Here is a 24,186-nt window from a genome sequence, read left to right on the forward strand (position 1 = left end):
AGTGTCCCATGTCCCCGCCGCTCACCCGCATAAACAGCGACGAACGCCTGCCGGCGCAGGTGGATGTCGTCGTCATCGGCGGCGGCGTCATCGGCGTCTCCGCGGCCTATCACCTCGCGAAGAAGGGCCTCTCCGTCGCCCTGGTCGAGAAGGGCCATGTCGGCGGCGAGCAGTCGAGTCGCAATTGGGGCTGGTGCCGCCAGCAGGGTCGCGCGCGTGAGGAGATCCCGCTGGCGCGCGAGGCGCTGCGGTTATGGGAGGATATGCAGAACGATGCCGGCGTCGATGCCGGCTTCCGCCGTACCGGCGTGCTGTTCCTGACCAAGAGCAAGGACGAACTCGCCAGCTGGGAGCGATGGGCCGCAACGGCGCGCGAGATGCAGGTCCACTCGACCGTTCTGACGCCGGCGGAAGTCGCCGAGCGCGTGCCCGGCAATTCCGAAACATGGGTCGGCGGATTGCACACGCCCAGCGACGGGCGCGCCGAGCCCTCGATGGCCGTGCCGGCGCTTGCGACCGCCGCGCGAAAACACGGCGTCACCATTCATCAGGGCTGCGCCGCGCGTGGGTTAGAGACGCAAGGCGGACGGGTGAGCGCCGTCGTCACCGAGAAGGGCACCATTCGCACGCAATCGGTGCTGCTGTCCGGCGGCGCCTGGTCGTCGCTGTTCTGCCGCCGCCATGGCATCGAGCTGCCGATCGGCCTCGTCAACGCCACCGCGTGCCGGACCACGCCGGGGCCGGAGATCACCTCCGGCGCGCTCGGCACCGACTTCTATTGCATCCGCCGCCGCCTCGACGGCGGCTTTACGCTGGCGCTGCGCAACCGCGGCACGGTCGAACTGTCGCCCGATCTGTTTCGCTACGCGCGGACCTTCTGGCCAACCTATCTGCATCGCAAGAACGGCTTGAAACTGTCGTTCGGCAAATCCTTCTTCGACCAGCTCATGCGCGGCACGAGCTGGAGCTTGGACAAGCTGTCGCCGTTCGAGACCGAGCGCGTGCGCGATCCCGCGCCTGACATGTCTCTGGTCAATGCCGCGCTGGCTTCGTTGATCAAGTCGAACCCGGAGCTGAAAGAGATCGAGATCGCGGAAGCCTGGGGCGGGACGATCGACTGCACGCCGGACACCATCCCCGTCATCTCGCCGGTCGACGCCATGCCCGGCTTCTTCCTCGCCACCGGCTTCTCCGGCCACGGCTTTGGCATCGGTCCTGCGGCTGGCAAGCTCGCCGCCGACATCGTAACGGGCGCGACGCCGCTCGTCGATCCCGCGGCCTACAGCCACAAGCGCCTGATCGACGGCCGCCGGCTCGCGCCGGTCAGCCCCTTCTGAGGGTTTTGCGGCATGACGGTCCTCTACAAGGCCAACATGGTTCGGGGCGCTGAGTGGGCGGGCTTCTTCGCCGAGCGCGCGCCCGATGTTCCGTTTCGGCTCTGGCCCGACATCGGCGATCCCGCTGACGTCCGCTATCTCGTGGCGTGGGTGCCGCCGGACGACATCGCGACGACTTTCCCCAATCTCGAGCTGGTCTTCTCGGTCGGTGCGGGGGTCGACCAGTTCGACGCGTCAAAAGTTCCGCCACACATTCCGCTGGTGCGCATGCTGGAGCCCGGCATCGCCGAGACCATGGTCGAATACGTCACCATGGCGGTGCTCGCCCTGCATCGCGATCTCCTGCACTTCATCGCCCAGCAGAAGGCGCAAGTTTGGCGCGAGATCCGGATCACGCCGGCCAAACGTCGTCGCGTCGGCGTGATGGGTCTCGGCCAGCTCGGCCAGGCCGTGCTCGAGCGGCTCAGAGCTTTCGACTTTCCGCTTCTCGGCTGGAACCGCTCGCCGCGCGAGATCGACGGCGTCACCTGTTATGCGGGCATGGAGACGTTGCCGGATTTCCTTGCGCAGACCGACATTCTCGTCTGCCTGTTGCCTCTGACCGACCAGACCCGCGGCATCCTGAATGCGGACTTGTTCGCGCGCCTGCCGCGCGGCGCGTCGCTCGTCAACGTCGGGCGTGGCCCGCATCTGGTCGAAGCCGACTTTCTCGCGTCGCTCGACAGCGGCGCATTGTCAGGCGCCGTCCTCGACGTCGCCGAACCGGAGCCGCTGCCCGCAGGCCATCCGTTCTGGGGCCACCCGCGCATCCTGGTCACGCCGCACAATGCCAGCATGACCACGCCGGACACGGCGGTCGATTTCGTGCTGGACGTGATCGCGCGTCACCGCCGCGGTGAAGAATTGCCGGGGCGTGTCGACCGTACTCGTGGCTATTAGGACACTGGCATGAGCATGGGCGCAAGCGGAGCTGATCAAGTCGCTGTCAACGCGCAGTCGCCGGTGCTGTCGGTTAGCGGCCTGACGACGTCCTTCCTGCGCGAGCGGCAATGGATTCCCGTGGTCCGCGAAGTATCGTTCGATATTGCCTCGCGGGAAACCGTGGCGATCGTCGGCGAATCCGGTTCGGGCAAGAGCGTCACCGCGCTCTCGATCATGCGGCTCATCCCGAAGGAGACCGGCCGCGTCGAAGGCAGTGTCCGGCTTGCCGGTCACGACCTGATGACGCTGCCCGAAGCGAGCATGAAGGATGTTCGCGGCAACGACATCGCCATGATCTTCCAGGAGCCGATGACGAGCCTCAATCCGGTGCTCACCATCGGCTTCCAGATTGCGGAAGCACTGATTCAGCACCGCGGCCTGTCGCGCGCGGCGGCGGAGGCCGAGACCATCCGCCTGCTCGACCGTGTGCGGATACCCGCGGCGAAGTCGCGCTTCCACGAGCATCCGCATCGCTTTTCCGGCGGCATGCGCCAGCGTGTGATGATCGCGATGGCGCTGGCCTGCAAGCCGAGGCTGCTGATCGCCGACGAGCCGACCACCGCGCTCGACGTCACCATTCAGGCGCAGATCCTGGAGCTGTTAAAGGAGCTCCAGAACGAGGAGGGGATGTCGATCCTCTTCATCACCCACGATATGGGCGTGGTGGCCGAGATCGCGGATCGCACCGTGGTGATGTATGGCGGCCAGGCGGTGGAGACCGACGATACATCGCGTATCTTCGCAGCTCCTTCGCATCCCTATACAAGGGCACTGCTCGCGGCCGTGCCACGCCTCGGCTCGATGGACGGGCGGACGCGGCCGATGCGTTTTCCGATCGTCGACAAGGTGACGGGGACCTCGGACGAGCCGGCGGAGACGCCCGATACGGTCTCGATTGCCGAGCGACCGCTGCTCGAAGTCTCCAACCTCACGACGCGCTTTCCCATCCGCTCGGGCCTGTTCGGCAAGGTCTCGGGCCGCGTCCATGCGGTCGAGAACATCTCCTTCACCTTGCGCGCTGGCGAGACGCTGGCGCTGGTCGGCGAATCCGGCTGCGGCAAGTCGACGACGGGCCGCTCCATTCTCAAGCTGACGGAGCCGGACAGCGGCACCGTCCTGATCGACGGGCAGGATGTGCTGGCCATGAATGCCCGCACTTTGCGCCACTTCCGCAAGCAGATGCAGATCGTGTTTCAGGATCCGTTCGCGAGCCTCAATCCGCGCATGTCGGTGGGAACGGCGATTGCGGCCCCATTGCTCGCCAACGGGCTCGCCACGGCGTCGCAGGCGCGGGAGAAGGTCGCCGACCTGCTCGTTCGCGTTGGTCTCACCGCCGACATGGCCGCGCGCTTTCCGCACGAATTCTCCGGTGGCCAGCGCCAGCGCATCTGCATTGCCCGCGCGCTCGCTCTCGGACCGAAGCTGATCGTCGCGGACGAAGCGGTCTCGGCGCTCGACGTTTCGGTCAAGGCGCAGGTCGTCAATCTGATGCTGGACCTTCAGGCCAGTATGGGACTTGCCTATCTCTTTATTTCGCACGATATCGCGGTGGTCGAGCGCATGAGCCATCGCGTCGCGGTGATGTATCTCGGTGAGATCGTCGAGACCGGTCCACGCGCGGCCCTGTTCGGAAATCCGCAGCATCCCTATACGAAGAAGCTGATGGCTGCCGTGCCGGTGCCGGATCCAGCGCGCCGCGGCACCAGGCGCGAGGTAGCGAACGACGAGATCAGAAGCCCGGTGCGCGCGCCCGACTACCAGCCGCCCGTTCGGCAATATCGCGAGGTGTCGCCGGGCCACGTCGTGCAGGTCTGGGGCGAGGAATGGTCCGCCTGACGAAGGCCATGAGCGCATGGCTCTCTGTCTACGCATCATTTCCAAAATGCACGATGGAGTCGCGCGGCGATCTGCCGGGGAGGTCAACGATGGTGTCCTTCGCGGCGCCGGGCCTGTGACATCACGCTGAAATCACAATGAAATCATCGCGGCGCGATCCAGTGCGACAGCCTGCCGCGCCAGCCTCGTGTTATGCGCTGCGGCTGGACCGTCGGCCGGCGATCTCCGATAATGTGCGGATCTCGGGAAGGCCGGCGAAGACGTGCCTTTACGGATGGATTTACTGAAATGACACAAGCAGGCGTCTACGGGCAGAGGCTCGGGCAGGGCCTTCGCTCGGAGCAAGCACCGGTCCTGATCACGCGTTCGCTGCACAGCTCCGAACTCGCGGTCACCGAAGTCCGCAACGACGATCCGACACCGGATATTTCCGGCTCGCTGGCTGCGGAAGATGCCTATCTCGTCAGCCTGAAACTCCGCGACTATCCGGATTGCGAATGCTGGGAGGAGGGCCGCTGTGTCACCAAGGCGGATGTTCGCGCAGGTGCGACCTATCTGTACGACCTCAAGCGCGACCCGCGCTATGTGATCGACAAGCCGTTTCATTCGCTCTTCTTCTATTTGCCGCGATCGGCGCTCAATGGCGTTGCCAGGCAGCCGGGCGGGCCGCGCGTTGGCGAGCTCAGCTACGCGCCCGGTGTCGGTCATGACGATGAGGTCGTTCGTCATGTCGGCGCCTCGTTGCGGCAAGGATTGTGTCGGCCTGACGAGACCAACCAGCTTTTCGTCGATCACATGATGCTCGCGCTCACCGCCCATGTCGCCCAAACCTATGGTGGGCTGAAGCTAGCCGCAGAACCGAGCCGCGGCGGTCTCGCGCCATGGCAGGTGAAGCGTGCGTGTGACCGGCTCGATTCCGATCTCTCGGGCAAGATCGCGCTGCAACTGATCGCGGCCGAGCTTGGCCTGTCAGTCAGCCACTTCTCACGCGCGTTCCGGATCTCCACCGGCCTCCCGCCGCATCAATGGCTGCTCCAGCAGCGCGTGAAGGCGGCCAAGCAACTGATGTCGGTCCGCGACCTGCCGTTATCCGAGATTGCCATATCGGCCGGATTCGCCAATCAGAGCCATTTCACGCGGGTGTTCTCGTCCATTGTCGGCGTCAGTCCGGGCGCGTGGCGCCGCGACACGGATGGCGGACGGGACAAGACTTGAGTTTACCGGCGCTTCGCCAGTGAGATCGTGTAGGCCGTGCGGCGCGCGGCAAAGATCTCGTCCGGCGGATGGCCGATGCCGTCGGCAAGATTGACCGGATTGAAGATGGAGCCGTCGCAGGCCTCACTGGCCTCGAGGCTGGTGATGACGATTGTCCCTAGCCGCACCTGCTCACGGTTGTCCTCGTCCGGCCATCGCAGGGTCACGTCCATGGTGGGATCGCCGGGACGGTCGAGCAAGGCCATCACGTTGAAGCGGACATCGCCGGCTGCGATCCTCCGCGCGAGATCGTCATGCAGGAAATCGGCCGACTTCCCCCCGGCTTCGTCCTCGCTCAAGGTGACGTCACCGCCCACAGGCGCGACCTTGACTTGATGAAGCGGGTCTCGCCCTTCGCGTTCGTCGCGGGAAAGGCGTGCACGCCCCAATAGGTCGTGCCGGCAAAGCTGCCGGGCAGCCGGCGTGCCGCGACGTAATTCGCCTGGTTCAGTGTTTCAGGATTGGCCGCGGAAAAGGCTCGGACCTTCTCGATGTCAGGCTTGCCCGTCCGCGCCTGGGATGCGCGCCTCGAGGAAGGCGAACATCTGGTCGAGCGTCCGTGCAAAATGCACCGGAGCGGTTTCCGTCAGGATGTCCGAACGATGGGCATCGTCGCCAAGCCTAAAGCTGAAGCCGCGCAGGACGAGATTGTTGGTGTCGGTCACCCCGGGATTGCCGCCGCCAACAGAGAAGCGCGCCAGCACGCGCGACGGTCTTGTGAAGCTCAGCGATCGCGTGATCTCTGCCGCGTGGTCGGACGGCGCATAGGTCCCGCGCACACATCGACCCTTGGCGAAGATCGCGCGCACCTTCGGCGGATTGCCTGCGACCGCCTTCAATGCATCGACGACCGCGGCGGGCGTTGCAGCGGGGATGGGAAGTTCGGACATGGCTTGGCCTCCGGCGCGAGCGGCATGGCCAGGTTTTAGGTCTGGTGCAGCGCCGACGTCTTTCCCAAAGCCGCGCTGCCTTGTCCGATCCTGCTGATTGCTTGCTCGCGCTTCGGGAATTCACGTGCGCAAAACATGGTATGAGTGGATCGATCTGATGTCGGCGAGACGCGGGACAACTTGTTTACTGATGGCTCTTTCAGCTCCCGCGCTCCCGGGTCTCGCGACGATGCAGACTTGTCCTCCGGAAATTGTGATCGGATAGAGCGGCGGGGAACCGCGTTATGTGAACCGTCTCATATTTCATCACTCTCTTTTCGAGCTATCACTCCCGCAAGAATTGCCGCACCCAGACTTAACTGACAGACACGGGTGAGATGCAATGCCTGCGTAGCCGCGTGCTCGCAGCTTTGGATTGGCTCTCGTTTTGCTCACGAGCAAGCCAGCCCCATCACTCAGCACAGATTTTTCAGAAATTGGAATCAAGGCAATCGCAAAACGCGTCCACGAGGCTGCCTCCATTCGGAGTCGGCCGGTAGGCCGCTACTTACCTAAGAAGGAGACCCCCAATGAAAATTAGTGATGCAATTTCCAGCGCATTTTCCCTAACGAGGGGCTCCGGCAATCTTCGGATCGCTCGTTCCGGTCTGATCAGGTCGGCCCATCTTCTTGAAAGAATTGGGCTCGCAGCCGTTGGGGCCTCTTGCGGCCTCTACGTGGGTGCGGCCCTGTTGCGTGAGAAAGGCGGACTGTTTGAAAGCGGCTGGATCGTGCTGATAACGATGCTCTACGGAGCTCTTAGCTATTACGTTGGAATTGATTTGTCTCGCAGTGTCGCGCGGAAGTCGATTTCGAGCACCTCGGAAGAGTGGAATGGTTCCGAGCAGGCTGAGATCATGAGCGCGGCCGGAACGTTCGGCGCCGCGATTGCCGCAACTCTGTCCGTCAGCATCCTTGTCCTTGATCATAACCCAGCCAATGGCCTGATAGCCTTTGTTGCCGGCTGTTGGGTGGTTGGCTCTTCGCTCCAAGTCGCGGCGGGCACGATGGCTCGCAACTACGAAGCGCGCATGGACAAGCAATGAAGGAATTGTGCTCACCCAAGAACGTCTGCTTGGCGTCATGACGAGAGCACAAGCCGCAGCGTTGGATTCGGCTTCAGGTCCCGAGTGAGTCGTGACCACTCATCGCAACCTCTGTCGTGCAACGCTGCGTGAAGACGATGTTTGGTAGCGCAGTCGTTCGCATCGGGCGGCGACCCGGCTTGGAAGCCGTGTCGGTACTGAGTAACCTAAATTATCGCACAACAAACAAGACGTGCCATCATGGCGATGTTAGGATATCGTCCCCGCGCCGTGGTCCAAAATCCTGCTAACCGCCAACCACACGATCGGTGGAGCCAATGCAGATTGCGGAGTGGCTCGACAAACTGGGGCTTGGGCAATACGCAGAGCGTTTTGCCCAGAATGCAATCGACGTGGGCATCCTCCCCGAACTGATGGACGAGGACTTTGATAAGCTCGGAGTCCTGCTCGGCCATCGCCGCAAAATGCTGCGTGCTATTGCCGACCTCGATCCAGCCGCGTTGATCGCATCGCCGACGCCTCCTCAGGACGCCGAGCGGCGCCACCTCACCGTTATGTTTTGCGATCTGGTCGGCTCGACCGCGCTCTCGGCGCGTCTCGATCCCGAGGATATGTGGGAAGTGATCCGGGCCTACCGCGCCGCCTGCGCGAGCGTCGTTGCGGCTTATGACGGCAGGATAGCCAGGTTCGTCGGCGACGGAATACTCGTCTATTTCGGCTATCCTCGCGCCCACGAGGATGATGCGGAGCGCGCAGTGCGAGCGGGTCTCGACACTATCTCCGCAATTGGGCAGCTCAAAACAGGCGCCGACGAACGGGTCGAACTGCGCATCGCAATTGCGACAGGGCTTGTGGTGGTCGGTGACCTCATCAGCGGAGATGCGTCAGAGGAACAGGCAACCGTCGGCGACACACCAAACCTTGCCGCTCGGCTCCAGAGCCTGGCGGAACCGGGCGCGGTCGTCGTTGCTTCGTCGACGCGCCGGCTGCTTGGTGATCTCTTCACGTTTCGCAATCTCGGCCGCCGTGAGGTCAAGGGCATAGCCGAACCCATCGCAGTCTGGGCGGTGGAGGGAGCGATCGCATCCGAGAGTCGCTTCGAGGCGGTCCGCGCGGTACGCTCGACCGGTTTTGTCGGCCGCAGGGATGAGATCGAGTTCACTCTCTCGCGCCAGCGGCTGGCATGGCAGAGGCAGGGGCAGATGGTATTGATTTCTGGCGAAGCGGGCATCGGCAAGTCGCGCATTGTCGCAACGCTGTCCGAAAGCCCCTCGTTGGGGGCTCACCGCCGGGTGCGATATCAGTGTTCGCCCTACCATATCAACAGTGCGCTCCATCCCTTTGTCGCGCAGCTCGAGCGCGCCGCCGGCATCCGGTCGCACGACACGCCTGGGCAAAAGCTCGACAAGCTCGAGGCAATGCTGGCGCTTGGAACACAGCAGGTCGCCCAAGCGACACCGCTCATTGCGGCTCTCCTTTCGATTCCCACCGGCGACCATTGTCCGCCGCTGAGTTTGAGCCCGGCGCAGCAGCGGCGACAGACATTTGCCGCCCTTCTGGATCAGCTTGAGGGGTTGGCGCGAGAGCAACCCCTGCTGATTATCTGCGAGGATATGCATTGGGCCGATGCCACGACACTTGAACTGTTCGATCTCGCGGTCGATCGGATCAGAGGCCTGCCGATACTCGTGCTCATGACATCCCGGCCAGAGTTCGAGCCCTCCTGGTCGGGCCTTGCCAACGTTAGTCTGTTGCGGCTCGACCGACTCGATCGGCAGGACTCGCGCGCGCTGGTCGAACAGGTGGCCGTTGGTCGCCAGCTGCCACGCGAGATGATGAAGCAGATCATCGATAGGACGGATGGCATCCCACTATTCGTCGAGGAATTGACCAAGATGGTGCTGGAGTCCGGGCTACTCGTCGAAGATGCCGGGCGCTATCGCCTCGATAATCCGCTCCCGCCGCTCGCTATTCCCGCAACGCTGCAGGATTCGCTGATGGCGCGGCTTGACCGGCTGGCCCCAGTCAAGGAGTTGGCGCAGATAGGCGCCGCCATCGGTCGCGATTTTTCATACGCGCTGCTGAGATATGTGGCGGGACGCGATGATCTGACGCTGAGCGCTGCGCTAGCGCAACTCGAAGAGGCCGAACTGCTGGTGCGTCGCGGGGCTCCGCCCGAAGCAAACTATAGTTTCAAGCACGCTCTCGTTCAGGAAGCGGCCTACGAGAGCCTGCTCAAGAGCAAACGGCAGGTGCTTCACAAGCGCATCGGCGATGTCCTGCGCGAGAAGTTTCCAGTCGTCGCCGAGACTGAACCGGAAGTTCTGGCACACCACTTCACTGAGGCGGGGCTGAACGAGGTCGCCCTCGAATGGTGGCGCAAGGCGGGCCTGCAGGCGCTGAAACGCTCCGCCTATTCCGAGGCGATTGCACATCTCGGCAAGGCGATTGCCGTCGCCGATGAGCTGCCCGATGAGCACGACCGGATGATGAGTAGGCTACATCTTCAAATCGCATATGGCCGTGCATTACGGGGCAGCCTCGGGCACAGCGCTCCCGAAACGGTAGCCGCATGGACGCGCGCCCGACAGTTCGCAGCCGACATCAATGATCCGGTTGAACTTGCGCCAGTCCATTCGGGTCTCTTCAATGCCTGCCTGACACACGGCGAACTCGCGCCGATGCGGGCGCTGGTGGATGCCATCGTGAACGCCGCTGAACGGCGACCGGACTCACCGGTGGCCGCCGTCGTTGCACATTGGACGGGCGGGGTTACCTGCTGGTTCGGGGGCGACTACTTGAACGCGAGAGTACATCTTGAGAAGGCACTAGAGATCTATGGTGACGAGCCGGATCCCGCGACGTTTAGGGGCTCGGCACTGGATCTCCCATTCGTGATCATGAGGTTTCTTGCCCTGGTGCTTTGGCCGCTTGGCAGGATCGCTCGCGCACGTCGCCTCGCCGTGGAAGCGATAAGTGCTTCCGGAGAAAAACGGGCGCTTTCTCAGGCCAATGCGCTTGTTCATCGAGCTGTGTTCGACGGACTATGCGGGGGCATGTTGCAGCAAACAGAGACGATCCTGGCGCTCGGTCTCGCTCGCGACCACACGATGCCGCTGTATGTGGCCGCCGGCACCTACCTGAATGGCCTGGCCAAGTGGCGTGCCGGCGACGGAATGGCCGGGCTAACGGAAATGCGTCGCGGCTGGACCTTGCTGCACGAGAATGACTGCTACCTCTGTGAGCCGTTTTGGGGGATGCATGTCGCGATGGCGGATGCAGAGTCGGGCCGACTCGAAAACGGGCTGGAAATCTTGAGCGGATTGATCACATGGGCGGGGCAATCCGGTCAGCATTGGCTTGATGCCGAGCTGCATCGCGTCTACGGGGAGCTTTTGTTGCGTCATGATCCTTCGGACCTAGCCAGTGCCGAAAATGCGCTAAACCGAGCGCTGGAAATCGCACGGCACCAACGGGTGAAGACTTTCGAGCTGCGCAGCGCCCTTGGACTTGCACGCCTGCACAAGACAAATGGCCGAGCGGGCGCGGTATCCGAGGTGCTCGCTCCCGTGCTCGCTGAATTCGATGCGGAGCGCAATCTTCCCGAAGTCGTTGAAGCCAGAGAGCTGCTCAAGCAAGTGCATTAGGCACGTGCGGTTTCTCTAGCTAGCCGTTTGGTCAGGAGAGGCGTCGAGATCCTGCCCCAGCATCTCCGGTCGCCTCACTGCAATGCGCGTTGAAGTTCGCTCGTGACGTACGGGCCAGGGGCTGACGGGTTACGAATTCACGTGCACGAAATCCCGCAGCAGCGGATAGATTTCGTTGTTCCAGCGCTTGCCGGAGAACACGCCGTAATGGCCGACGCCGGCCTGCATGTGATGGACGCGGCGGTAGGCGCGCACGCCGGTGCAGAGGTCTTGCGCGGCCAGCGTCTGGCCGATCGAGCAGATGTCGTCCTTCTCGCCCTCGACCGTCATCAGCCCCATGCGGCTGACGGCCTTGGTGTTCACCGAACGTCCCCGATGCATCAGCTTGCCCTGGGGCAGAAGGTGCTCCTGGAAAACGTCGCGGACCGTCTCGATGTAGAATTCCGCAGGCAGGTCCATCACGGCGAAATATTCGTCGTAGAAGGTCTTGATGCTGGCCGCCTTCTCCTTCTCGCCCTTGGCGATGTGATCGGCGAGATCGATGTGCTGCTTGATGTGGCGCTCGAGATTCATCGAGACGAAGGCGGTGAGCTGCACGAAACCTGGATAGACTTTCCGCAAGGCACCGCGGCACTGCATCGGCACGTAGTTGATCAGGTTCTGCTCGAACCAGTCGATCGGCCTGCTCTTGGCGAATTCGTTGACCCTGGTCGGCTGGATGCGCGTGTCGATCGGCCCGGCCATCAGCGTCAACGTCGCTGGCCGTGAAGGATGGTTGCCCTCGCACATGATCGCGGCGGCCGCGAGCGCCGAGACCGAGGGTTGGCAGATCGCGACCATATGCGGGCGCGGGCCCAGTTGGCCGAGGAAATCGATGAGATGCTCGGTGTAGTCGTCGAGCCCGAAACGGCCCTCGCTGCGGGGAATGTCGCGCGGATTGTGCCAGTCGGTGATGTAGACGTCGTGGTCCTGCAGCAGCGTCTTCACCGTGCCGCGCAGCAACGTCGCGAAATGGCCGGACATCGGCGCCACCAGCAGCATGCGCGGCTGCTCGCCCACGCCCTCCTTCTTGAAACGCAGCAGCGAGCCGAACGGGGTCGCGTAAGCGATCTCCTCGGTCACGGCGACCTCGCGATTACCGACCATGACGCTGTCGATGCCGTAGGCGGGGCGGTGATAGGTGAGGGTGGAGCGGGAGATCAGCTCCAGCGCGGCCGACAGCCGGCCGACGACTTGATCCGATAAGCCCTGCGGCACCAGATTGAGGAATCTGAGTGCGGACGAAGCCCCCGACCGCCACGGCGCCGTCAGGTCCATATGGTTCTGAAAGGCCTGATAATACATCGACATCATACTGAAACGCCCACCTGTCCCCGTGCTGCTATGCAATATCGGAGCCAAACCTGGGATGGGCCGTCCTCAAGATTGGCACGTCGCTTGCTGCTCTTTTCGCGGGAAGCACAGGCGGTGCGCACTCGCGCAGTCCGGGCGGGGTGCAAGTCTTAGGCGTGAGTCACAGGCGTGAGGGAAGGTCACATGGCGAAGGCGACACTGACCATCAGCAGCAAGAACTATTCGTCCTGGTCGCTGCGTGGCTGGCTGCTGACGAAATTTTCCGGGCTCGATTTCGAGGAGATCGTCACCGCGCCGGACGACGCGTCGGCGCGCGCCGAAATCCTGCTGTTGTCGTCGTCGATCCTGGTGCCGTGCCTGCGGCATGATGGCGCGATCGTCTGGGATACGCTGGCGATCGCCGAATATCTCAACGAGGCGATGCCGAACGCCGGGCTGTTGCCCGCGGATCGCATCCAGCGCGCGCATTGCCGCTCGATCTGCGGCGAAATCCATTCCGGCTTCACCACCTTGCGCGCCTCGCTGCCGGTCAACCTGAAGGGGCACTTCCCCGGCTTCAAGATCTGGTCGCGCGCGCAGGCCGACATCGATCGCGTCTGGGCGATCTGGCGCGACTGCCTGGACAAATCGGGCGGGCCCTTCCTGTTCGGCGAGACCCGCACCATGGCTGACGCGATGTACGCCCCGGTGGTGACACGCTTCGTGACCTATAACGTCAAGCTCGAGCCGCAGTTGCAGGCTTATGCCGATACCATCATGGCCATGCCGGAGATGAAGGAATGGATCGCGGCGGCCAAGGACGAGCCGGCCGAGATCGAGGAGCTCGAGGTCGAATATTAGGCAGGCCGGGTGCCATCTGCCTGTTTTGCGAGCGAGCATTCAACCGCCGCACCCCGCAGTCAGGTCATTGAAGCCGTTAACTTTTGGCGCCCATGGCTGGCTGACCCTGCTCAGGCGCTGCGCAGATATTGTATGCGCCTGGTGACCAGTTGCGACATCTAGCCGTGAACAGGCGCGTACAGGGACCTACGGCTGATTCGGACGTGATTCGTTCGGGCCGCGTTCCGAAGGTTAAGCCGGGACGCGGCACCGTTGCATTTTGAGACAGACGCCGGTGCTCAGGCTACGCCCGAATGCTTCATGCGCGGGACGCGCCAGCCGATGACGGTAGCTTCAACCGCGACGCCGGCCGCGTGGTTCTGCCAGCGTCCCTCGACATAGCGGCAGGCGAACGGCAGCTGATAAGTCCCGCTGTGGTCCTCGCACAGCACTTCGACTGCAAGGCCAGGCGGCGGTTCTCCGGCGCCGTCGAATTCCGCCAGTCGTCTGTCGCGCGTTGCCATCAAAAAACTCCCCTAAACAAAGCCGCAGAAGGAGCGCCCATTTCCTCCGCATGCAGATCATCGCTCCCCGTCCGAGGGAACAGCCGCAAGCTCAACGCGAGAATGCGGTGCGAGTGTGGTAGCCTCGACAGGCGGCGTGCAAAAAGCGCACATTGCCGTGATTGATTTGACGAGGAACTTGCATGCTGCTTCGAAGCGCCGGCGTCTGTTTCGCGATGTTGCTGCTCGCTACGCTGGCGATTGCGCCGGTCCGCGCGCAGGACGTGCCCGGCATCGAGATCTGCACCGTCGAGAAAACCATGGAGCGCCGCACCAGCTGCCTCCAGAGCAACGTCGACTTCCTCCAGAAGACTATCACCAAGCTGAACCTCGATCACCAGCAGAAGCTGGATGCCGCGGGGCGCCAGATCGATGCGTTGAAGACGACCGTGGCCGGCTTGCAGAAGATGCTCGGCGATCTCCAGGCCGCGCAGGCGAAGACCGCGGAGGATGTGAAGAAGAAGCAGGATGCGCCGCCGCCGAAGGATGCGGCGAAATAGGCGCCGCGCTCAGGCGACGCGATATCGCTCCATCACGCTGCGGTCGGGCTCATAGCCGAGCCCAGGTCCGGTCGGCACCGCGACATGGCCGGTAGCATCGACATCGGCGCGGTCGCCCCAGAGGCAGGCCTCGCGCTTGAGGTAAAACATCTCGACCAGCCCGTCGTTGCGCCCCGCCAGGAGATGCAAGGTCGCCAGCAGGCCGGGGCCGAAATACGGGGAGTGCGGAACGACCTTGACACCGAGCCGATCTGCGAGCGCCGCAACCTTGAGAAATTCCGTGATGCCGCCGACCTTGATCACCGACGGCTGGGCGTGGCTGACCGCGCCCGCATCCATCATCTGGCGGAATTGATATTCCGTGCAGGCGTTCTCGCCGGCAGCGACGCCGAGCCCGCCCTTGCTGCGGACCTCGGCGAGCGCCGCAAAATCCTCCGGCGGCCAGACCGGCTCCTCCAGGAACATCGGCTGCGCGTCCCGGCATGTCCTGGCGAACGCGATCGCCTCTTCGCCTGACAGCGGGCAGTTCATGTCCACCATCAGCGGAATGCCGGGCCCGATCGCCGCGCGCGCGGCAAACACCGCCGGTGCCGTGGTCTCGTGCAGCTTGATGGCGCCATAGCCGAGCGCGAGCGCCTTCTTGCATTCGGCAGCGATGTTGTCGGGCGAACCGATCCGCAACAGGCTCGCATAGGCCGGAATGGCCGGGCGCCTGGTGCCGCCGAGCAGGCGGTGCAGCGGCACGTCCTTGACCTTGGCGGCAAGGTCCCACAGCGCGATGTCGAGCCCGGAGATCGCGAACATGGTGATGCCGTAACGCCCGAACAGATGCAGATTACGCTGGATCTGCTCCATCACCGCAGGAATGCCGGCGGCATCGGGAACCTCCAGTCCGCGGGCCTGGGGTGCGATCATTTCCTCGACGGCACTGCGCGTGGTGCGGGGGCAGACATAGGCGAAGGCATCGCCCCAGCCGGTCAGCCCGGCGTCGGTGCTGACCTCGACCATCACCATGTCGAGGGCGGTGATCGCCGAGGCGCCCTGACGGAAGCTCGCGACACCGGCGTCATAGGGGATGCGGATATGGTGCGCCCGCACATCGGTGATCTTCATGACGCGGTTCCTCCTGCTTTCTTGTGAGCGGTTTCCAGGACGTCCCGAGTGTAGCCATGAACGCCCGGACGTTGCCAGTGGCTGTTCCGGCGTTATCATCTTGCGGGACCGCAACGCCGATCAAGCGAAACCCGCGGACTTCCGTGCATCATGGTCGCGCTTCGAACGAGAAACGCCATGAACCCAGCCCAGCGCGCGCTCTGGTATGTCGAGAGCCATCTGGCCGAGCCGATGACGCTCGACGAGATCGCTGCGATGTCGGGCGTGTCGCGGTTCCACATCGTGCGCGCGTTTGCCGCAGCCACCGGCGTGCCGGTGATGCGGTACGTGCGCGCGCGGCGGCTGACCGAAGCGGCGCGCAGTCTTGCGAACGGCGCACCGGACATCCTGTCGCTGGCGCTGGAGGCGGATTACGGCTCGCACGAAGCATTCACCCGCGCGTTCCGCGACCAGTTCAGCACCACGCCCGAAGCGGTGCGGACCGCGCAATGCACCGGTCATCTCAAGCTTCAGGAGCCGATCCTCATGGACTCAACCATCGCAGACAAGCTCGCCGCCCCGCGCTTCGAAACCACAAAGGCCTTCCTCGTCGCAGGCATCAACGAGCGCATCTCCTGCGACAACGGCGCGGCCATTCCTGGACTGTGGCAGCGCTTCCACCAGGAGGTCGCCGACATTCCCGTGCGCGTTGGATCGGTCGCCTATGGCGTCTGCTGCAACGGCGACGATGCCGGCAATTTCGACTACATCGCCGGCGTCGAGGTCGACGATTTCTCCGAGCTGCCGCGCCGCTTCGGCCGCATCCGTATCCCCGAGCAGCGCTATGCGGTGTTTACCCACGCCGACCACGTCGCCTCGATCAGGCGCACCGTCAACGCGATCTGGAATCAGTGGCTGCCGGCCTCCGGCCTGAAGGCTGCCGATGCGCCGAACTTCGAACGCTACGGTGAAAAATTCGATCCCGCCACCGGCAATGGCGGCCTGGAGATTTGGATACCCGTGCGAGATTAGCGCGCAACGCTGGCATACCATCCCGCTTGCTTGGCAAGCCCCGGCGACTTTGTCATAACCGCAGGCAATCTTGCGTGTGGGGCCCGTGCCGGACATCCCGTGCAAGTCATAACAAGCAGCCGGGAGGGTCCCACATGTCCAACGTCCGCGTTCTCGCCACCGACCTCGAATTTCCCGAAGGGCCGGTCGTGATGCCGGACGGCTCGGTGGTGCTGGTGGAAATCCGCGGCCAGCGCCTGACCCGGATCCATCCCGACGGCCGCAAGGAGATCGTCGCGAAGATTCTGGGCGGCCCGAACGGCGCAGCCCTCGGCCCCGACGGCAAGATCTACATCTGCAACAATGGCGGCTTCTCCTGGATTCCGACCCGCAACATGATCATGCCGGGTCCGCAGCCCGACGATTATCTCGGCGGCTCGATCCAGCGCGTCGATCTGCAATCCGGCCAAATCGAAACCGTCATGACCAGTTGCGGCGAGCACGATCTGCGGGGGCCGAATGATCTGGTGTTCGACAAGCAGGGCGGCCTCTGGTTCTCCGATCTCGGCAAGCGCCGCGCACGCGAGATGGACGTCGGCGGCATGTACTATCTCAAGCCTGGCATGAAGGAGATCGTCGAGGTCGTGCACGGCATACTGCCGGCGAACGGCATCGGCCTGTCGCCGGACGAGGCCACCGTCTACATCGCGGAGACGCCCACCGGTCGGCTCTGGGCCTACGAGCTCTCTGCGCCCGGCACGCTCAAGCCGCGCGATGTGATCTATCGCGGCGAGCGGGGCAAACCGATCTGCGGCCTCGGCGGCTACCAGATGTTCGACTCTCTGGCGGTCGAAGCGAACGGCAATGTCTGCGTCGCCACCCTCGTCTCCGGCTGCATCTCGGTGATCGCGCCTGACGGTACCCTGGTCGAGCAGGTGCCGACCGGCGACCGCGTCACCACCAACATCGCCTTCGGCGGCCCCGAGCTGAAGACCGCCTACATCACGCTCTCAGGCAAGGGCGAGCTGATCGCCATGGACTGGCCGCGCGGCGGATTGCCTCTCAATTTCCTAAACAAATAAACGGTGCTAGTGACCGTCATTGCGAGCGAAGCGAAGCAATCCAGGAATGCGTCCGCGGTGACAGTATGGATTGCTTCGTCGCTTCGCTCCTCGCAATGACAAAGGAGAGAGTTTCAAATGCCCTGGCCTGATCCCATCACCCTGCGCGGACAGCATGCCGGTCTGGAGCCGCTGTCGCATCAGCACCGCGAGGGGCTGATCGAGGCCGTGAAGGACGGCGAGCTCTCTACCATCTGGTACACCGCGATTCCGACGCCGGACAACATGGGCAAGGAAATCGACCGCCGGCTCGGTCTTCAGGCCGCGGGCTCGATGCTCCCCTTCACCGTGCTCGATGGCAGCGGCACGATCGTGGGCATGACGACCTACATGAACATCGATGCCGCCAACCGCCGCGTCGAGATCGGCTCGACCTGGTATGGCAAGAGCGCGCAGCGCGGTCCGCTCAACACGCAGTGCAAGCTGCTGCTGCTCACCCACGCCTTCGAAACCCTGGACTGCATCGCGGTGGAATTCCGCACCCACTTCTTCAATCACCAGAGCCGCCGCGCCATCGAGCGTCTGGGCGCCAAGCAGGACGGCATCCTGCGCAGCCACCAGGTCGCGCCGAACGGCACGCTGCGCGACACGGTGGTCTACAGCATCACCGCGGCCGAATGGCCGACGGTGCGAACGCATTTGAATTATCAACTCAACGACAAGCCGCGCTAGAGGCGGCCGAGGCACCATGGACAGATTTGATTATGTGATCGTCGGCGCGGGCTCCGCCGGTTGCGTGCTCACCAGCCGGCTGAGCGAAGACCCCGCTACCAGCGTCTGCGTGCTCGAGGCGGGCCCGAGCGACTGGCATCCCTACATCCATCTGCCGGCCGGCTTCATCAAGACCTTCCACATGAAGAGTATCAACTGGGCCTACCAGCAGGAGGTCGGGCCCTGGACCGGCGGGCGCAGCATCTATGCGCCGCGCGGCAAGACGCTCGGCGGCTCGTCCTCGATCAATGGCCATATCTACAATCGCGGCCAGCGCATGGATTTCGACACCTGGGCGCAGATGGGCAATCGCGGCTGGGGCTATGCCGACGTGCTGCCCTACTTCCGGCGGCTGGAGAAACGCGTCGGCGAGGGCGAGGACATTTATCGCGGCCGCGATGGTAATCTTACCGTCACCACCATGAACTGGCGCGATCCACTTTGCGAAGCCTTCATGGAAGGCGCGGTGAGCCTCGGCATTCCGCGCAACCCCGACTACAACGGCAAGACCCAGGAAGGCGTCTCCTACTGCCAGCGCACCATCGACAAGGGCTTGCGCGTCTCCGGCGCCACCGCTTTCCTCAAGCCTGCGATGAAGCGGCCGAACGTGCATGTCCACACCCACGCGCACGCGACCGAGATTATCTTCGAAGGCAAGCGCGCCGTCGGCGTGCGCTACATGAAGGGCGGCTCTGGCGGCACGCCGGTTGAGGTCCGCGCCAACAAGGAAGTGATCCTGTCCGGCGGCACCTATAATTCGCCGCAGCTCTTGCAGCTCTCCGGCATCGGTTCGCCCGATCTGTTGCAGGCCCACGGCATTGCCGTGCGTCACGCGCTGCCGGTCGGCGAAGGCCTGCAGGATCATTATGCGCCGCGCACGGTCGCGCGCGTCAAAGACATCAGGACCATCAACGAGCTTCGTCGCGGTTGGCGTCTCTGGGTCGAGGCCATGAAATGGGCGACGGCGCGCAAAGGCCTCCTCTCACTGTCGCCGACCATGGTCTATTGCTTCTGGCACTCCGGCGAGAGCGCGGACAGCTCCGACCTCCAGCTCACCTTTACGCCTGCGAGCTACAAGGAAGGCGTGCAGGGCCAGCTCGAGGACGAGCCCGGCATGACGGTGGCCTCCTGGCAGCAGCGCCCCGAGAGCCGCGGCTATGTCCGCATCCGCTCGTCTGATCCGTTCGCGCCGCCGATCATCCAGACCAATTATCTCGACGCCGAGCTCGACCGCCGCGTGATCGTCGGCGGCATGAAGCTGGCGCGCAGGCTTTTGAAGAGCGCGCCGCTCTCGCCCTATTACGCCTACGAGGACTTCCCCGGCCCTGACATCAATACCGACGACGAGTTCTTGGCCGCCGCCACCGAACGCGGCACCACCACCTTCCACCCCGGCTGCACCTGCCGCATGGGCCCGGCGGATTCCACCTGGGCGGTGGTCGACGACCAGCTCCGCGTCCACGGGTTGGAAGGCCTGCGAGTGATCGACGCGTCGGTGATGCCGCGCATGATCTCGGCGAACCTCAATGCCTCAACCATGATGATCGCCGACCGCGCCTCGGACCTCATCCGCGGCAAGCAGCCGATGGAAGCCGCGCGTGTACCGGACGCCGCGGTGGCGTAGCAAGGTCTCGTGCTCCGGACGCAGCGTAGCGCTTCCCCGGCGATGCGAAGCATCATCCGGTGCAGCGATGCGCTGCAGAGCCGGGGCCCATCTCACAACCTTCGTCCGCCCCTCGCGATTTGAAGCGCGAATTGGAGAGGGCGATGCTCGTCCTTGCTCCGTCATTGCGAGCGCAGCGAAGCAATCCAGTATCTTTCCGCGGAGGCAGCCTGGATTGTTTCGCTGTGCTCGCAATGACGAGGTGGAGAGAGTGAGCCATACTCTCGGTGTCATCGCCCGGCTTGACCGGGCGATCCAGTATTCCAGAGGCGGTTATGATTGAGTCGAGAAGCCGCGGCGTACTGGATTCCCCGCCTTCGCGGGGAATGACACCGGAAGGTGGGGCGGCAGCGGAGTGCGCTCGAACCTACACTTCTCTCCGGCTCAGGAACGCCAGCCGCTCGAACAGATGCACGTCCTGCTCGTTCTTGAGCAGCGCGCCGTGCAGCGGCGGGATCAGTTTGCGCGGATCACGTTCGCGCAGCTGCTCGACGCTCATGTCTTCGTTGAGCAGCAGCTTGAGCCAGTCGAGCAGCTCCGAGGTCGACGGCTTCTTTTTCAAGCCGGGCACTTCGCGGACCTCGAAGAAGATGCGCAGGGCTTCCTCGACCAGCCGCTTCTTGATGCCTGGGAAGTGGACGTCGACGATCCGGGTCATGGTGTCGGCATCGGGGAACTTGATGTAGTGGAAGAAACAGCGGCGCAGGAATGCGTCCGGCAGCTCTTTCTCGTTGTTGGAGGTGATCATCATGATCGGGCGCTGCTTGGCCTTGATCGTCTCGCCGGTCTCGTAGACATGGAATTCCATCCGGTCGAGTTCGAGCAAAAGATCGTTCGGAAATTCGATATCGGCCTTGTCGATCTCATCGATCAGCAGCACCGGGCGCTGCTCGGCGGTGAAGGCATCCCACAGCTTGCCGCGCTTGATGTAGTTCTTGATGTCGGACACGCGGGCATCGCCAAGCTGGCTGTCGCGCAGGCGCGACACCGCGTCGTATTCGTAGAGGCCTTGCTGCGCCTTGGTGGTCGACTTGATGTGCCAAGTCAGAAGCGGGGCGTTCAGCGCCTTCGCCACTTCCTCCGCCAGCACCGTCTTGCCGGTGCCGGGCTCGCCCTTGATGAGCAACGGGCGCTCCAGCACGATCGAGGCGTTGACCGCGACCTTGAGATCGTCGGTCGCAACATAGTCCTTGGTGCCGGTAAATTTCATTGCGCGTCCTTGTTAATCGTCGTCCCGGCATGCCCCGGTCGCGACATGGGAACGGCCGCGCATGGCGGCCGTTCCTGGTTCGGTCAGGCTTTCAGACCCGTTTTATCAGCGAAAGGATGACGAGCACAATCACCGCGCCGATCATGGCATCCACGATGGCCCCGACCGTGCCGGTTGCGAGCTGGATGTGCAGCTGAGGCAGAATCCAGCTCGCCACGAGCGCACCGATGATGCCGACGACGATGTTGCCGATCAGCCCAAATCCCGCCCCATGGACAATCTTGCCGGCAAGCCAGCCTGCGATCGCGCCAATGATGAGCGCTGCGAGAATTCCCATTGCAAACGTCCCCAAAACAATCCCGTGAGACCGCCAATTCTAGAGCAAAAACCCTCCCGGTCCAGCGCAGGGCAGTGGCCTCCGCCCCTTGACGTTCGCCCCCCGACGGGCAATCTGTCGCCCATGTTCCTGCAATTCTTCACTTCTCTGCGCGATGCGCAGGTCCCCGTGACGCTGCGCGAATACCTCACGCTGATGGAGGCGCTCGACGCTGACCTCGCGGACTATTCGGTCGAGAATTTCTACTATCTCTCGCGCACCTCGCTGGTGAAGGACGAGCGCAACCTCGACAAGTTCGACCGCGTCTTCGGCACCGTGTTCAAGGGGCTGGAAAGCCTGCTCGACGCCATGGAGGGGGCCGAGATCCCCGAGGAGTGGCTGAAGAAGCTCGCCGAGAAATACCTGACGGACGAAGAGAAGAAGCAGATCGAGGCGATGGGCTGGGACAAGCTCATGGAGACCCTGAAGAAGCGCCTCGAGGAGCAGAAGGGCCGGCATCAGGGCGGCTCGAAGTGGATCGGCACGGCCGGCACCTCGCCGTTCGGCGCCCATGGCTACAATCCCGAAGGCATTCGCATCGGCCAGGACAAGAACCGCAACAACCGCGCCGTGAAGGTGTGGGACAAGCGCGAGTTCAAAGATCTCGACGGCAATGTCGAGCTCGGCATCCGCAACATCAAAGTGGCACTGCGCCGCCTGCGCAAGTTCGCGCGCACCGGCGCGCCTGACGAGCTCGATCTCGACACCACCATCCGCGAGACCGCCAATCACGGCTATCTCGACGTGCACATGCGGCCCGAGCGCCGCAACGCGGTGAAGCTGCTGGTGTTCTTCGATATCGGCGGCTCGATGGACGCGCATATCGAGCAGGTCGAGGAGTTGTTCTCGGCTGCGAAGAGCGAGTTCAAGCACATGGAGTATTTCTACTTCCACAACTGCCTCTATGAAGGCGTGTGGAAGCAGAACAAGCGCCGCTTCACCGACCGCACCCCGACCTGGGACGTGCTGCATAAATACCCGCACGACTACAAGATCGTGTTCGTCGGCGACGCATCGATGTCGCCCTACGAGATCATGGTGCCCGGCGGCTCGGTCGAGCACGTCAACGAGGAGCCCGGCTCGGTCTGGCTCGACCGCATCATCCGCACCTATCCGCATTCGGTGTGGCTCAACCCTGTGCAGCAGAAGCACTGGGACTATTCGGAATCCACCACGATCATCAAACGCATCTTCGCCAACCGCATGTATCCGATCACGATCGAAGGGCTCGAGGGTGCGATGAAGGAATTGACACACTAGCTCGCGCTCCGCGCGCCCCGGAATGACAACAAGAGGGAGAACCACATGCCCCAGACCATCACCCGCGGCATCAAGGCGCTGATCGACGAGGCCAATGCCGAGATCGAAACGCTCACCGCCAAGGACGCCATCGAGATATCGAAGAACGGCGACGTCGTCATCGTCGATATCCGCGATCCCCGCGAGATCGAGCGCGACGGCCGCATCCCCGGCGCGTTCGCCTGCACCCGCGGCATGCTCGAATTCTGGATCGATCCGCAGAGCCCTTACGCGAAGCCGGTGTTCCAGGAGGACAAGAAGTTCGTCTTCCATTGCGCCGGCGGCTTGCGCTCTGCGCTCGCCGCCAAGACCGCGCAGGACATGGGACTCAAGCCCGTCGCCCACATCGCCGGCGGCTACGCCGCCTGGCGCGACGCCGGCGGGCCGACCCAACAGTGGGAGCCGAAGAACAAGGGGTGAGGTGAATACCTCTCTCACCACACACTCCGTCATGCCCGGGCAAAAGCGCGAAGCGCGTCTTCGCGCTAGATGACCCGGGCATCCACGTCTTCGCCGCAAGAAGAACGTGGATGGCCGGGACAAGCCCGGCCATGACGACTGACACAACTGCCGGAGCATGCAATGACGCCCACCGATCCTCTCGTCTCCACCGAATGGCTCGCCGCCCACCTCAACGATGCCAACGTCAAGGTGCTCGACGCCAGCTTCAAGCTGCCGGGCGTGCTGCCATTGCCGAAGGACGATTATCTTGCCGCGCATCTGCCGGGCGCGGTGTTCTTCGACGTCGATGCGGTCTCGGACCATTCCAACCCGCTGCCGCACATGTATCCGACCGCCGAGCAGTTCGGTCGCGACGCAGGCCAACTCGGCATCTCCAATGCCGACACCGTCGTGATCTATGATGCCGGCGGCTGGGTCGCTGCTCCCCGGGCATGGTGGATGTTCCTGGCTTTCGGCCATGGCAATGTGCGCATCCTCAATGGCGGCCTGAAGAAGTGGCGCGCCGAGGGGCGTCCGGTCGAGAGCGGCGAGGTCAAGCCGAAGCCCGCGACATTCAAGGCGAGCTATGATTCAAAGCGCGTGCGCAGCATGCAGCAACTGATCGCCAACGTCGAAAGCCGTGCCGAGCAGGTGATCGACGCGCGCGCCGCCGACCGGTTCGAGGGCCGGGCGCCGGAGCCGCGCGCGGGCATCCGCTCCGGCCATATCCCCGGTGCGCGCAACGTGCCCTACAATCTCCTGTTCGATGCCGCGACCGGCACGATGAAGCCGCTCGATGATCTCCGCGCCGCCTTCACCAACGCCGGCGTCAAGCTCGATGCGCCCATCGTGACGAGCTGCGGCTCCGGGGTCTCTGCCGGCGTGCTGACGCTGGCGCTCTATCGCCTCGGCATCACCGACACCGCGCTCTACGACGGCTCGTGGTCGGAATGGGGCCAGGAAAAGGGACCGCCGATCGCAACCGGCCCGGCGTAAC

20 protein-coding genes and 1 pseudogene are annotated in these 24,186 nt (G+C 63.6%); 15 read left to right on the forward strand and 6 right to left on the reverse strand.

Translation table 11 applies throughout. From position 1 onward, the window contains the following. Positions 1–8 precede the first annotated feature (8 nt). The 4 genes from ABIC03_RS19995 to ABIC03_RS20010 all read left to right on the forward strand — a co-directional run bounded on the left by ABIC03_RS19995 (position 9) and on the right by ABIC03_RS20010 (position 5,369). Positions 9–1,337, forward strand: a complete 1,329-nt coding sequence (locus ABIC03_RS19995; protein WP_275169226.1) for an NAD(P)/FAD-dependent oxidoreductase — start codon at positions 9–11, stop codon at positions 1,335–1,337. A gap of 12 nt (positions 1,338–1,349) precedes the next feature. Further along, the gene (locus ABIC03_RS20000) at positions 1,350–2,276 is read left to right on the forward strand and encodes a 2-hydroxyacid dehydrogenase (protein ID WP_354060342.1); all 927 of its coding nucleotides are present in this window, start codon (positions 1,350–1,352) and stop codon (positions 2,274–2,276) included. 9 nt (positions 2,277–2,285) lie between these two features. Next, positions 2,286–4,154 (forward strand): ABC transporter ATP-binding protein, encoded by a 1,869-nt coding sequence (locus tag ABIC03_RS20005; RefSeq protein ID WP_354060344.1) that lies wholly within the window; start codon positions 2,286–2,288, stop codon positions 4,152–4,154. 288 nt (positions 4,155–4,442) lie between these two features. After that, complete coding sequence (locus ABIC03_RS20010) at positions 4,443–5,369, forward strand: helix-turn-helix domain-containing protein (protein ID WP_354060346.1); 927 nt, start codon at positions 4,443–4,445, stop codon at positions 5,367–5,369. Between the two features lie 2 nt (positions 5,370–5,371). Here ABIC03_RS20010 and ABIC03_RS20015 read toward each other — a convergent pair. Then, positions 5,372–6,298, reverse strand: a pseudogene (locus tag ABIC03_RS20015) (catalase family peroxidase). Positions 6,299–6,867: 569 nt separating this feature from the next. Between ABIC03_RS20015 and ABIC03_RS20020 the strand changes: the two are divergent. Together ABIC03_RS20020 and ABIC03_RS20025 are read left to right on the forward strand one after the other, a co-directional pair. Then, a complete protein-coding gene (locus ABIC03_RS20020) occupies positions 6,868–7,383 on the forward strand; it encodes a hypothetical protein (protein ID WP_354060348.1) in 516 nt (171 codons plus the stop codon). Positions 7,384–7,700: 317 nt separating this feature from the next. Further along, the gene (locus ABIC03_RS20025; protein ID WP_354060350.1) at positions 7,701–11,030 is read left to right on the forward strand and encodes an adenylate/guanylate cyclase domain-containing protein; all 3,330 of its coding nucleotides are present in this window, start codon (positions 7,701–7,703) and stop codon (positions 11,028–11,030) included. A 129-nt stretch (positions 11,031–11,159) separates the two neighbouring features. Here ABIC03_RS20025 and ABIC03_RS20030 read toward each other — a convergent pair whose 3' ends face one another. Then, a complete protein-coding gene (locus ABIC03_RS20030) occupies positions 11,160–12,383 on the reverse strand; it encodes a polyhydroxyalkanoate depolymerase (protein ID WP_354060352.1) in 1,224 nt (407 codons plus the stop codon). Between the two features lie 183 nt (positions 12,384–12,566). On the opposite strand from ABIC03_RS20030, the gene ABIC03_RS20035 reads away from it, so the two are divergent. After that, complete coding sequence (locus ABIC03_RS20035) at positions 12,567–13,223, forward strand: glutathione S-transferase family protein (protein ID WP_354060354.1); 657 nt, start codon at positions 12,567–12,569, stop codon at positions 13,221–13,223. A 278-nt stretch (positions 13,224–13,501) separates the two neighbouring features. Here ABIC03_RS20035 and ABIC03_RS20040 read toward each other — a convergent pair whose 3' ends face one another. Continuing rightward, on the reverse strand, positions 13,502–13,726 hold the full coding sequence (locus ABIC03_RS20040) for a hypothetical protein (RefSeq protein WP_027570609.1): 225 nt from the start codon (positions 13,724–13,726) through the stop codon (positions 13,502–13,504). 182 nt (positions 13,727–13,908) lie between these two features. On the opposite strand from ABIC03_RS20040, the gene ABIC03_RS20045 reads away from it, so the two are divergent. After that, positions 13,909–14,265: a hypothetical protein gene (locus ABIC03_RS20045; RefSeq protein ID WP_354060356.1), complete on the forward strand. Its 357-nt coding sequence runs from the start codon at positions 13,909–13,911 to the stop codon at positions 14,263–14,265. 9 nt (positions 14,266–14,274) lie between these two features. Here ABIC03_RS20045 and ABIC03_RS20050 read toward each other — a convergent pair whose 3' ends face one another. Then, positions 14,275–15,378, reverse strand: a complete 1,104-nt coding sequence (locus tag ABIC03_RS20050; RefSeq protein ID WP_354060358.1) for a mandelate racemase/muconate lactonizing enzyme family protein — start codon at positions 15,376–15,378, stop codon at positions 14,275–14,277. Between the two features lie 177 nt (positions 15,379–15,555). On the opposite strand from ABIC03_RS20050, the gene ABIC03_RS20055 reads away from it, so the two are divergent. From ABIC03_RS20055 to ABIC03_RS20070, 4 genes are all read left to right on the forward strand, one after another. Beyond that, positions 15,556–16,389 (forward strand): GyrI-like domain-containing protein, encoded by an 834-nt coding sequence (locus ABIC03_RS20055; RefSeq protein ID WP_354060360.1) that lies wholly within the window; start codon positions 15,556–15,558, stop codon positions 16,387–16,389. A gap of 134 nt (positions 16,390–16,523) precedes the next feature. Next, a complete protein-coding gene (locus ABIC03_RS20060; RefSeq protein WP_354060362.1) occupies positions 16,524–17,450 on the forward strand; it encodes an SMP-30/gluconolactonase/LRE family protein in 927 nt (308 codons plus the stop codon). A gap of 117 nt (positions 17,451–17,567) precedes the next feature. Then, positions 17,568–18,161, forward strand: a complete 594-nt coding sequence (locus ABIC03_RS20065; RefSeq protein WP_354060364.1) for a GNAT family N-acetyltransferase — start codon at positions 17,568–17,570, stop codon at positions 18,159–18,161. A gap of 16 nt (positions 18,162–18,177) precedes the next feature. Beyond that, positions 18,178–19,824, forward strand: coding sequence for a GMC family oxidoreductase (locus tag ABIC03_RS20070; RefSeq protein WP_354060366.1), 1,647 nt, complete (start codon positions 18,178–18,180; stop codon positions 19,822–19,824). Between the two features lie 406 nt (positions 19,825–20,230). Here ABIC03_RS20070 and ABIC03_RS20075 read toward each other — a convergent pair whose 3' ends face one another. Beyond that, positions 20,231–21,073, reverse strand: a complete 843-nt coding sequence (locus tag ABIC03_RS20075; protein ID WP_007600695.1) for an AAA family ATPase — start codon at positions 21,071–21,073, stop codon at positions 20,231–20,233. A 91-nt stretch (positions 21,074–21,164) separates the two neighbouring features. Next, a complete protein-coding gene (locus ABIC03_RS20080) occupies positions 21,165–21,410 on the reverse strand; it encodes a GlsB/YeaQ/YmgE family stress response membrane protein (RefSeq protein WP_354060368.1) in 246 nt (81 codons plus the stop codon). 123 nt (positions 21,411–21,533) lie between these two features. Here ABIC03_RS20080 and ABIC03_RS20085 point away from each other — a divergent pair, with 123 nt between their 5' ends. The 3 genes from ABIC03_RS20085 (at position 21,534) to sseA (ending at position 24,185) form a co-directional block, all read left to right on the forward strand. Beyond that, positions 21,534–22,709, forward strand: a complete 1,176-nt coding sequence (locus ABIC03_RS20085; RefSeq protein ID WP_018454121.1) for a vWA domain-containing protein — start codon at positions 21,534–21,536, stop codon at positions 22,707–22,709. Between the two features lie 45 nt (positions 22,710–22,754). Continuing rightward, positions 22,755–23,168 carry a rhodanese-like domain-containing protein gene (locus tag ABIC03_RS20090; RefSeq protein ID WP_354060371.1) on the forward strand — a complete coding sequence of 138 codons (414 nt, stop codon included), beginning with the start codon at positions 22,755–22,757 and terminating at the stop codon, positions 23,166–23,168. 162 nt (positions 23,169–23,330) lie between these two features. Continuing rightward, positions 23,331–24,185, forward strand: a complete 855-nt coding sequence (gene sseA / locus ABIC03_RS20095; protein WP_354060373.1) for a 3-mercaptopyruvate sulfurtransferase — start codon at positions 23,331–23,333, stop codon at positions 24,183–24,185. The last annotated feature ends 1 nt before the right edge of the window (position 24,186 follow it).

It is taken from the genome of Bradyrhizobium sp. RT6a (assembly GCF_040547675.1).
GTDB lineage: Bacteria > Pseudomonadota > Alphaproteobacteria > Rhizobiales > Xanthobacteraceae > Bradyrhizobium.

Bases quoted from the DNA above. Each gene is read 5' to 3' on its own strand.
- ABIC03_RS19995 (WP_275169226.1), top strand. From the start codon at position 9: ATGTCCCCGCCGCTCACCCGCATAAACAGCGACGAACGCCTGCCGGCG.
- ABIC03_RS20000 (WP_354060342.1), top strand. From the start codon at position 1,350: ATGACGGTCCTCTACAAGGCCAACATGGTTCGGGGCGCTGAGTGGGCG.
- ABIC03_RS20005 (WP_354060344.1), top strand. From the start codon at position 2,286: ATGAGCATGGGCGCAAGCGGAGCTGATCAAGTCGCTGTCAACGCGCAG.
- ABIC03_RS20010 (WP_354060346.1), top strand. From the start codon at position 4,443: ATGACACAAGCAGGCGTCTACGGGCAGAGGCTCGGGCAGGGCCTTCGC.
- ABIC03_RS20020 (WP_354060348.1), top strand. From the start codon at position 6,868: ATGAAAATTAGTGATGCAATTTCCAGCGCATTTTCCCTAACGAGGGGC.
- ABIC03_RS20025 (WP_354060350.1), top strand. From the start codon at position 7,701: ATGCAGATTGCGGAGTGGCTCGACAAACTGGGGCTTGGGCAATACGCA.
- ABIC03_RS20030 (WP_354060352.1), bottom strand. From the start codon at position 12,383: ATGATGTCGATGTATTATCAGGCCTTTCAGAACCATATGGACCTGACG.
- ABIC03_RS20035 (WP_354060354.1), top strand. From the start codon at position 12,567: ATGGCGAAGGCGACACTGACCATCAGCAGCAAGAACTATTCGTCCTGG.
- ABIC03_RS20040 (WP_027570609.1), bottom strand. From the start codon at position 13,726: ATGGCAACGCGCGACAGACGACTGGCGGAATTCGACGGCGCCGGAGAA.
- ABIC03_RS20045 (WP_354060356.1), top strand. From the start codon at position 13,909: ATGCTGCTTCGAAGCGCCGGCGTCTGTTTCGCGATGTTGCTGCTCGCT.
- ABIC03_RS20050 (WP_354060358.1), bottom strand. From the start codon at position 15,378: ATGAAGATCACCGATGTGCGGGCGCACCATATCCGCATCCCCTATGAC.
- ABIC03_RS20055 (WP_354060360.1), top strand. From the start codon at position 15,556: ATGAACCCAGCCCAGCGCGCGCTCTGGTATGTCGAGAGCCATCTGGCC.
- ABIC03_RS20060 (WP_354060362.1), top strand. From the start codon at position 16,524: ATGTCCAACGTCCGCGTTCTCGCCACCGACCTCGAATTTCCCGAAGGG.
- ABIC03_RS20065 (WP_354060364.1), top strand. From the start codon at position 17,568: ATGCCCTGGCCTGATCCCATCACCCTGCGCGGACAGCATGCCGGTCTG.
- ABIC03_RS20070 (WP_354060366.1), top strand. From the start codon at position 18,178: ATGGACAGATTTGATTATGTGATCGTCGGCGCGGGCTCCGCCGGTTGC.
- ABIC03_RS20075 (WP_007600695.1), bottom strand. From the start codon at position 21,073: ATGAAATTTACCGGCACCAAGGACTATGTTGCGACCGACGATCTCAAG.
- ABIC03_RS20080 (WP_354060368.1), bottom strand. From the start codon at position 21,410: ATGGGAATTCTCGCAGCGCTCATCATTGGCGCGATCGCAGGCTGGCTT.
- ABIC03_RS20085 (WP_018454121.1), top strand. From the start codon at position 21,534: ATGTTCCTGCAATTCTTCACTTCTCTGCGCGATGCGCAGGTCCCCGTG.
- ABIC03_RS20090 (WP_354060371.1), top strand. From the start codon at position 22,755: ATGCCCCAGACCATCACCCGCGGCATCAAGGCGCTGATCGACGAGGCC.
- sseA (WP_354060373.1), top strand. From the start codon at position 23,331: ATGACGCCCACCGATCCTCTCGTCTCCACCGAATGGCTCGCCGCCCAC.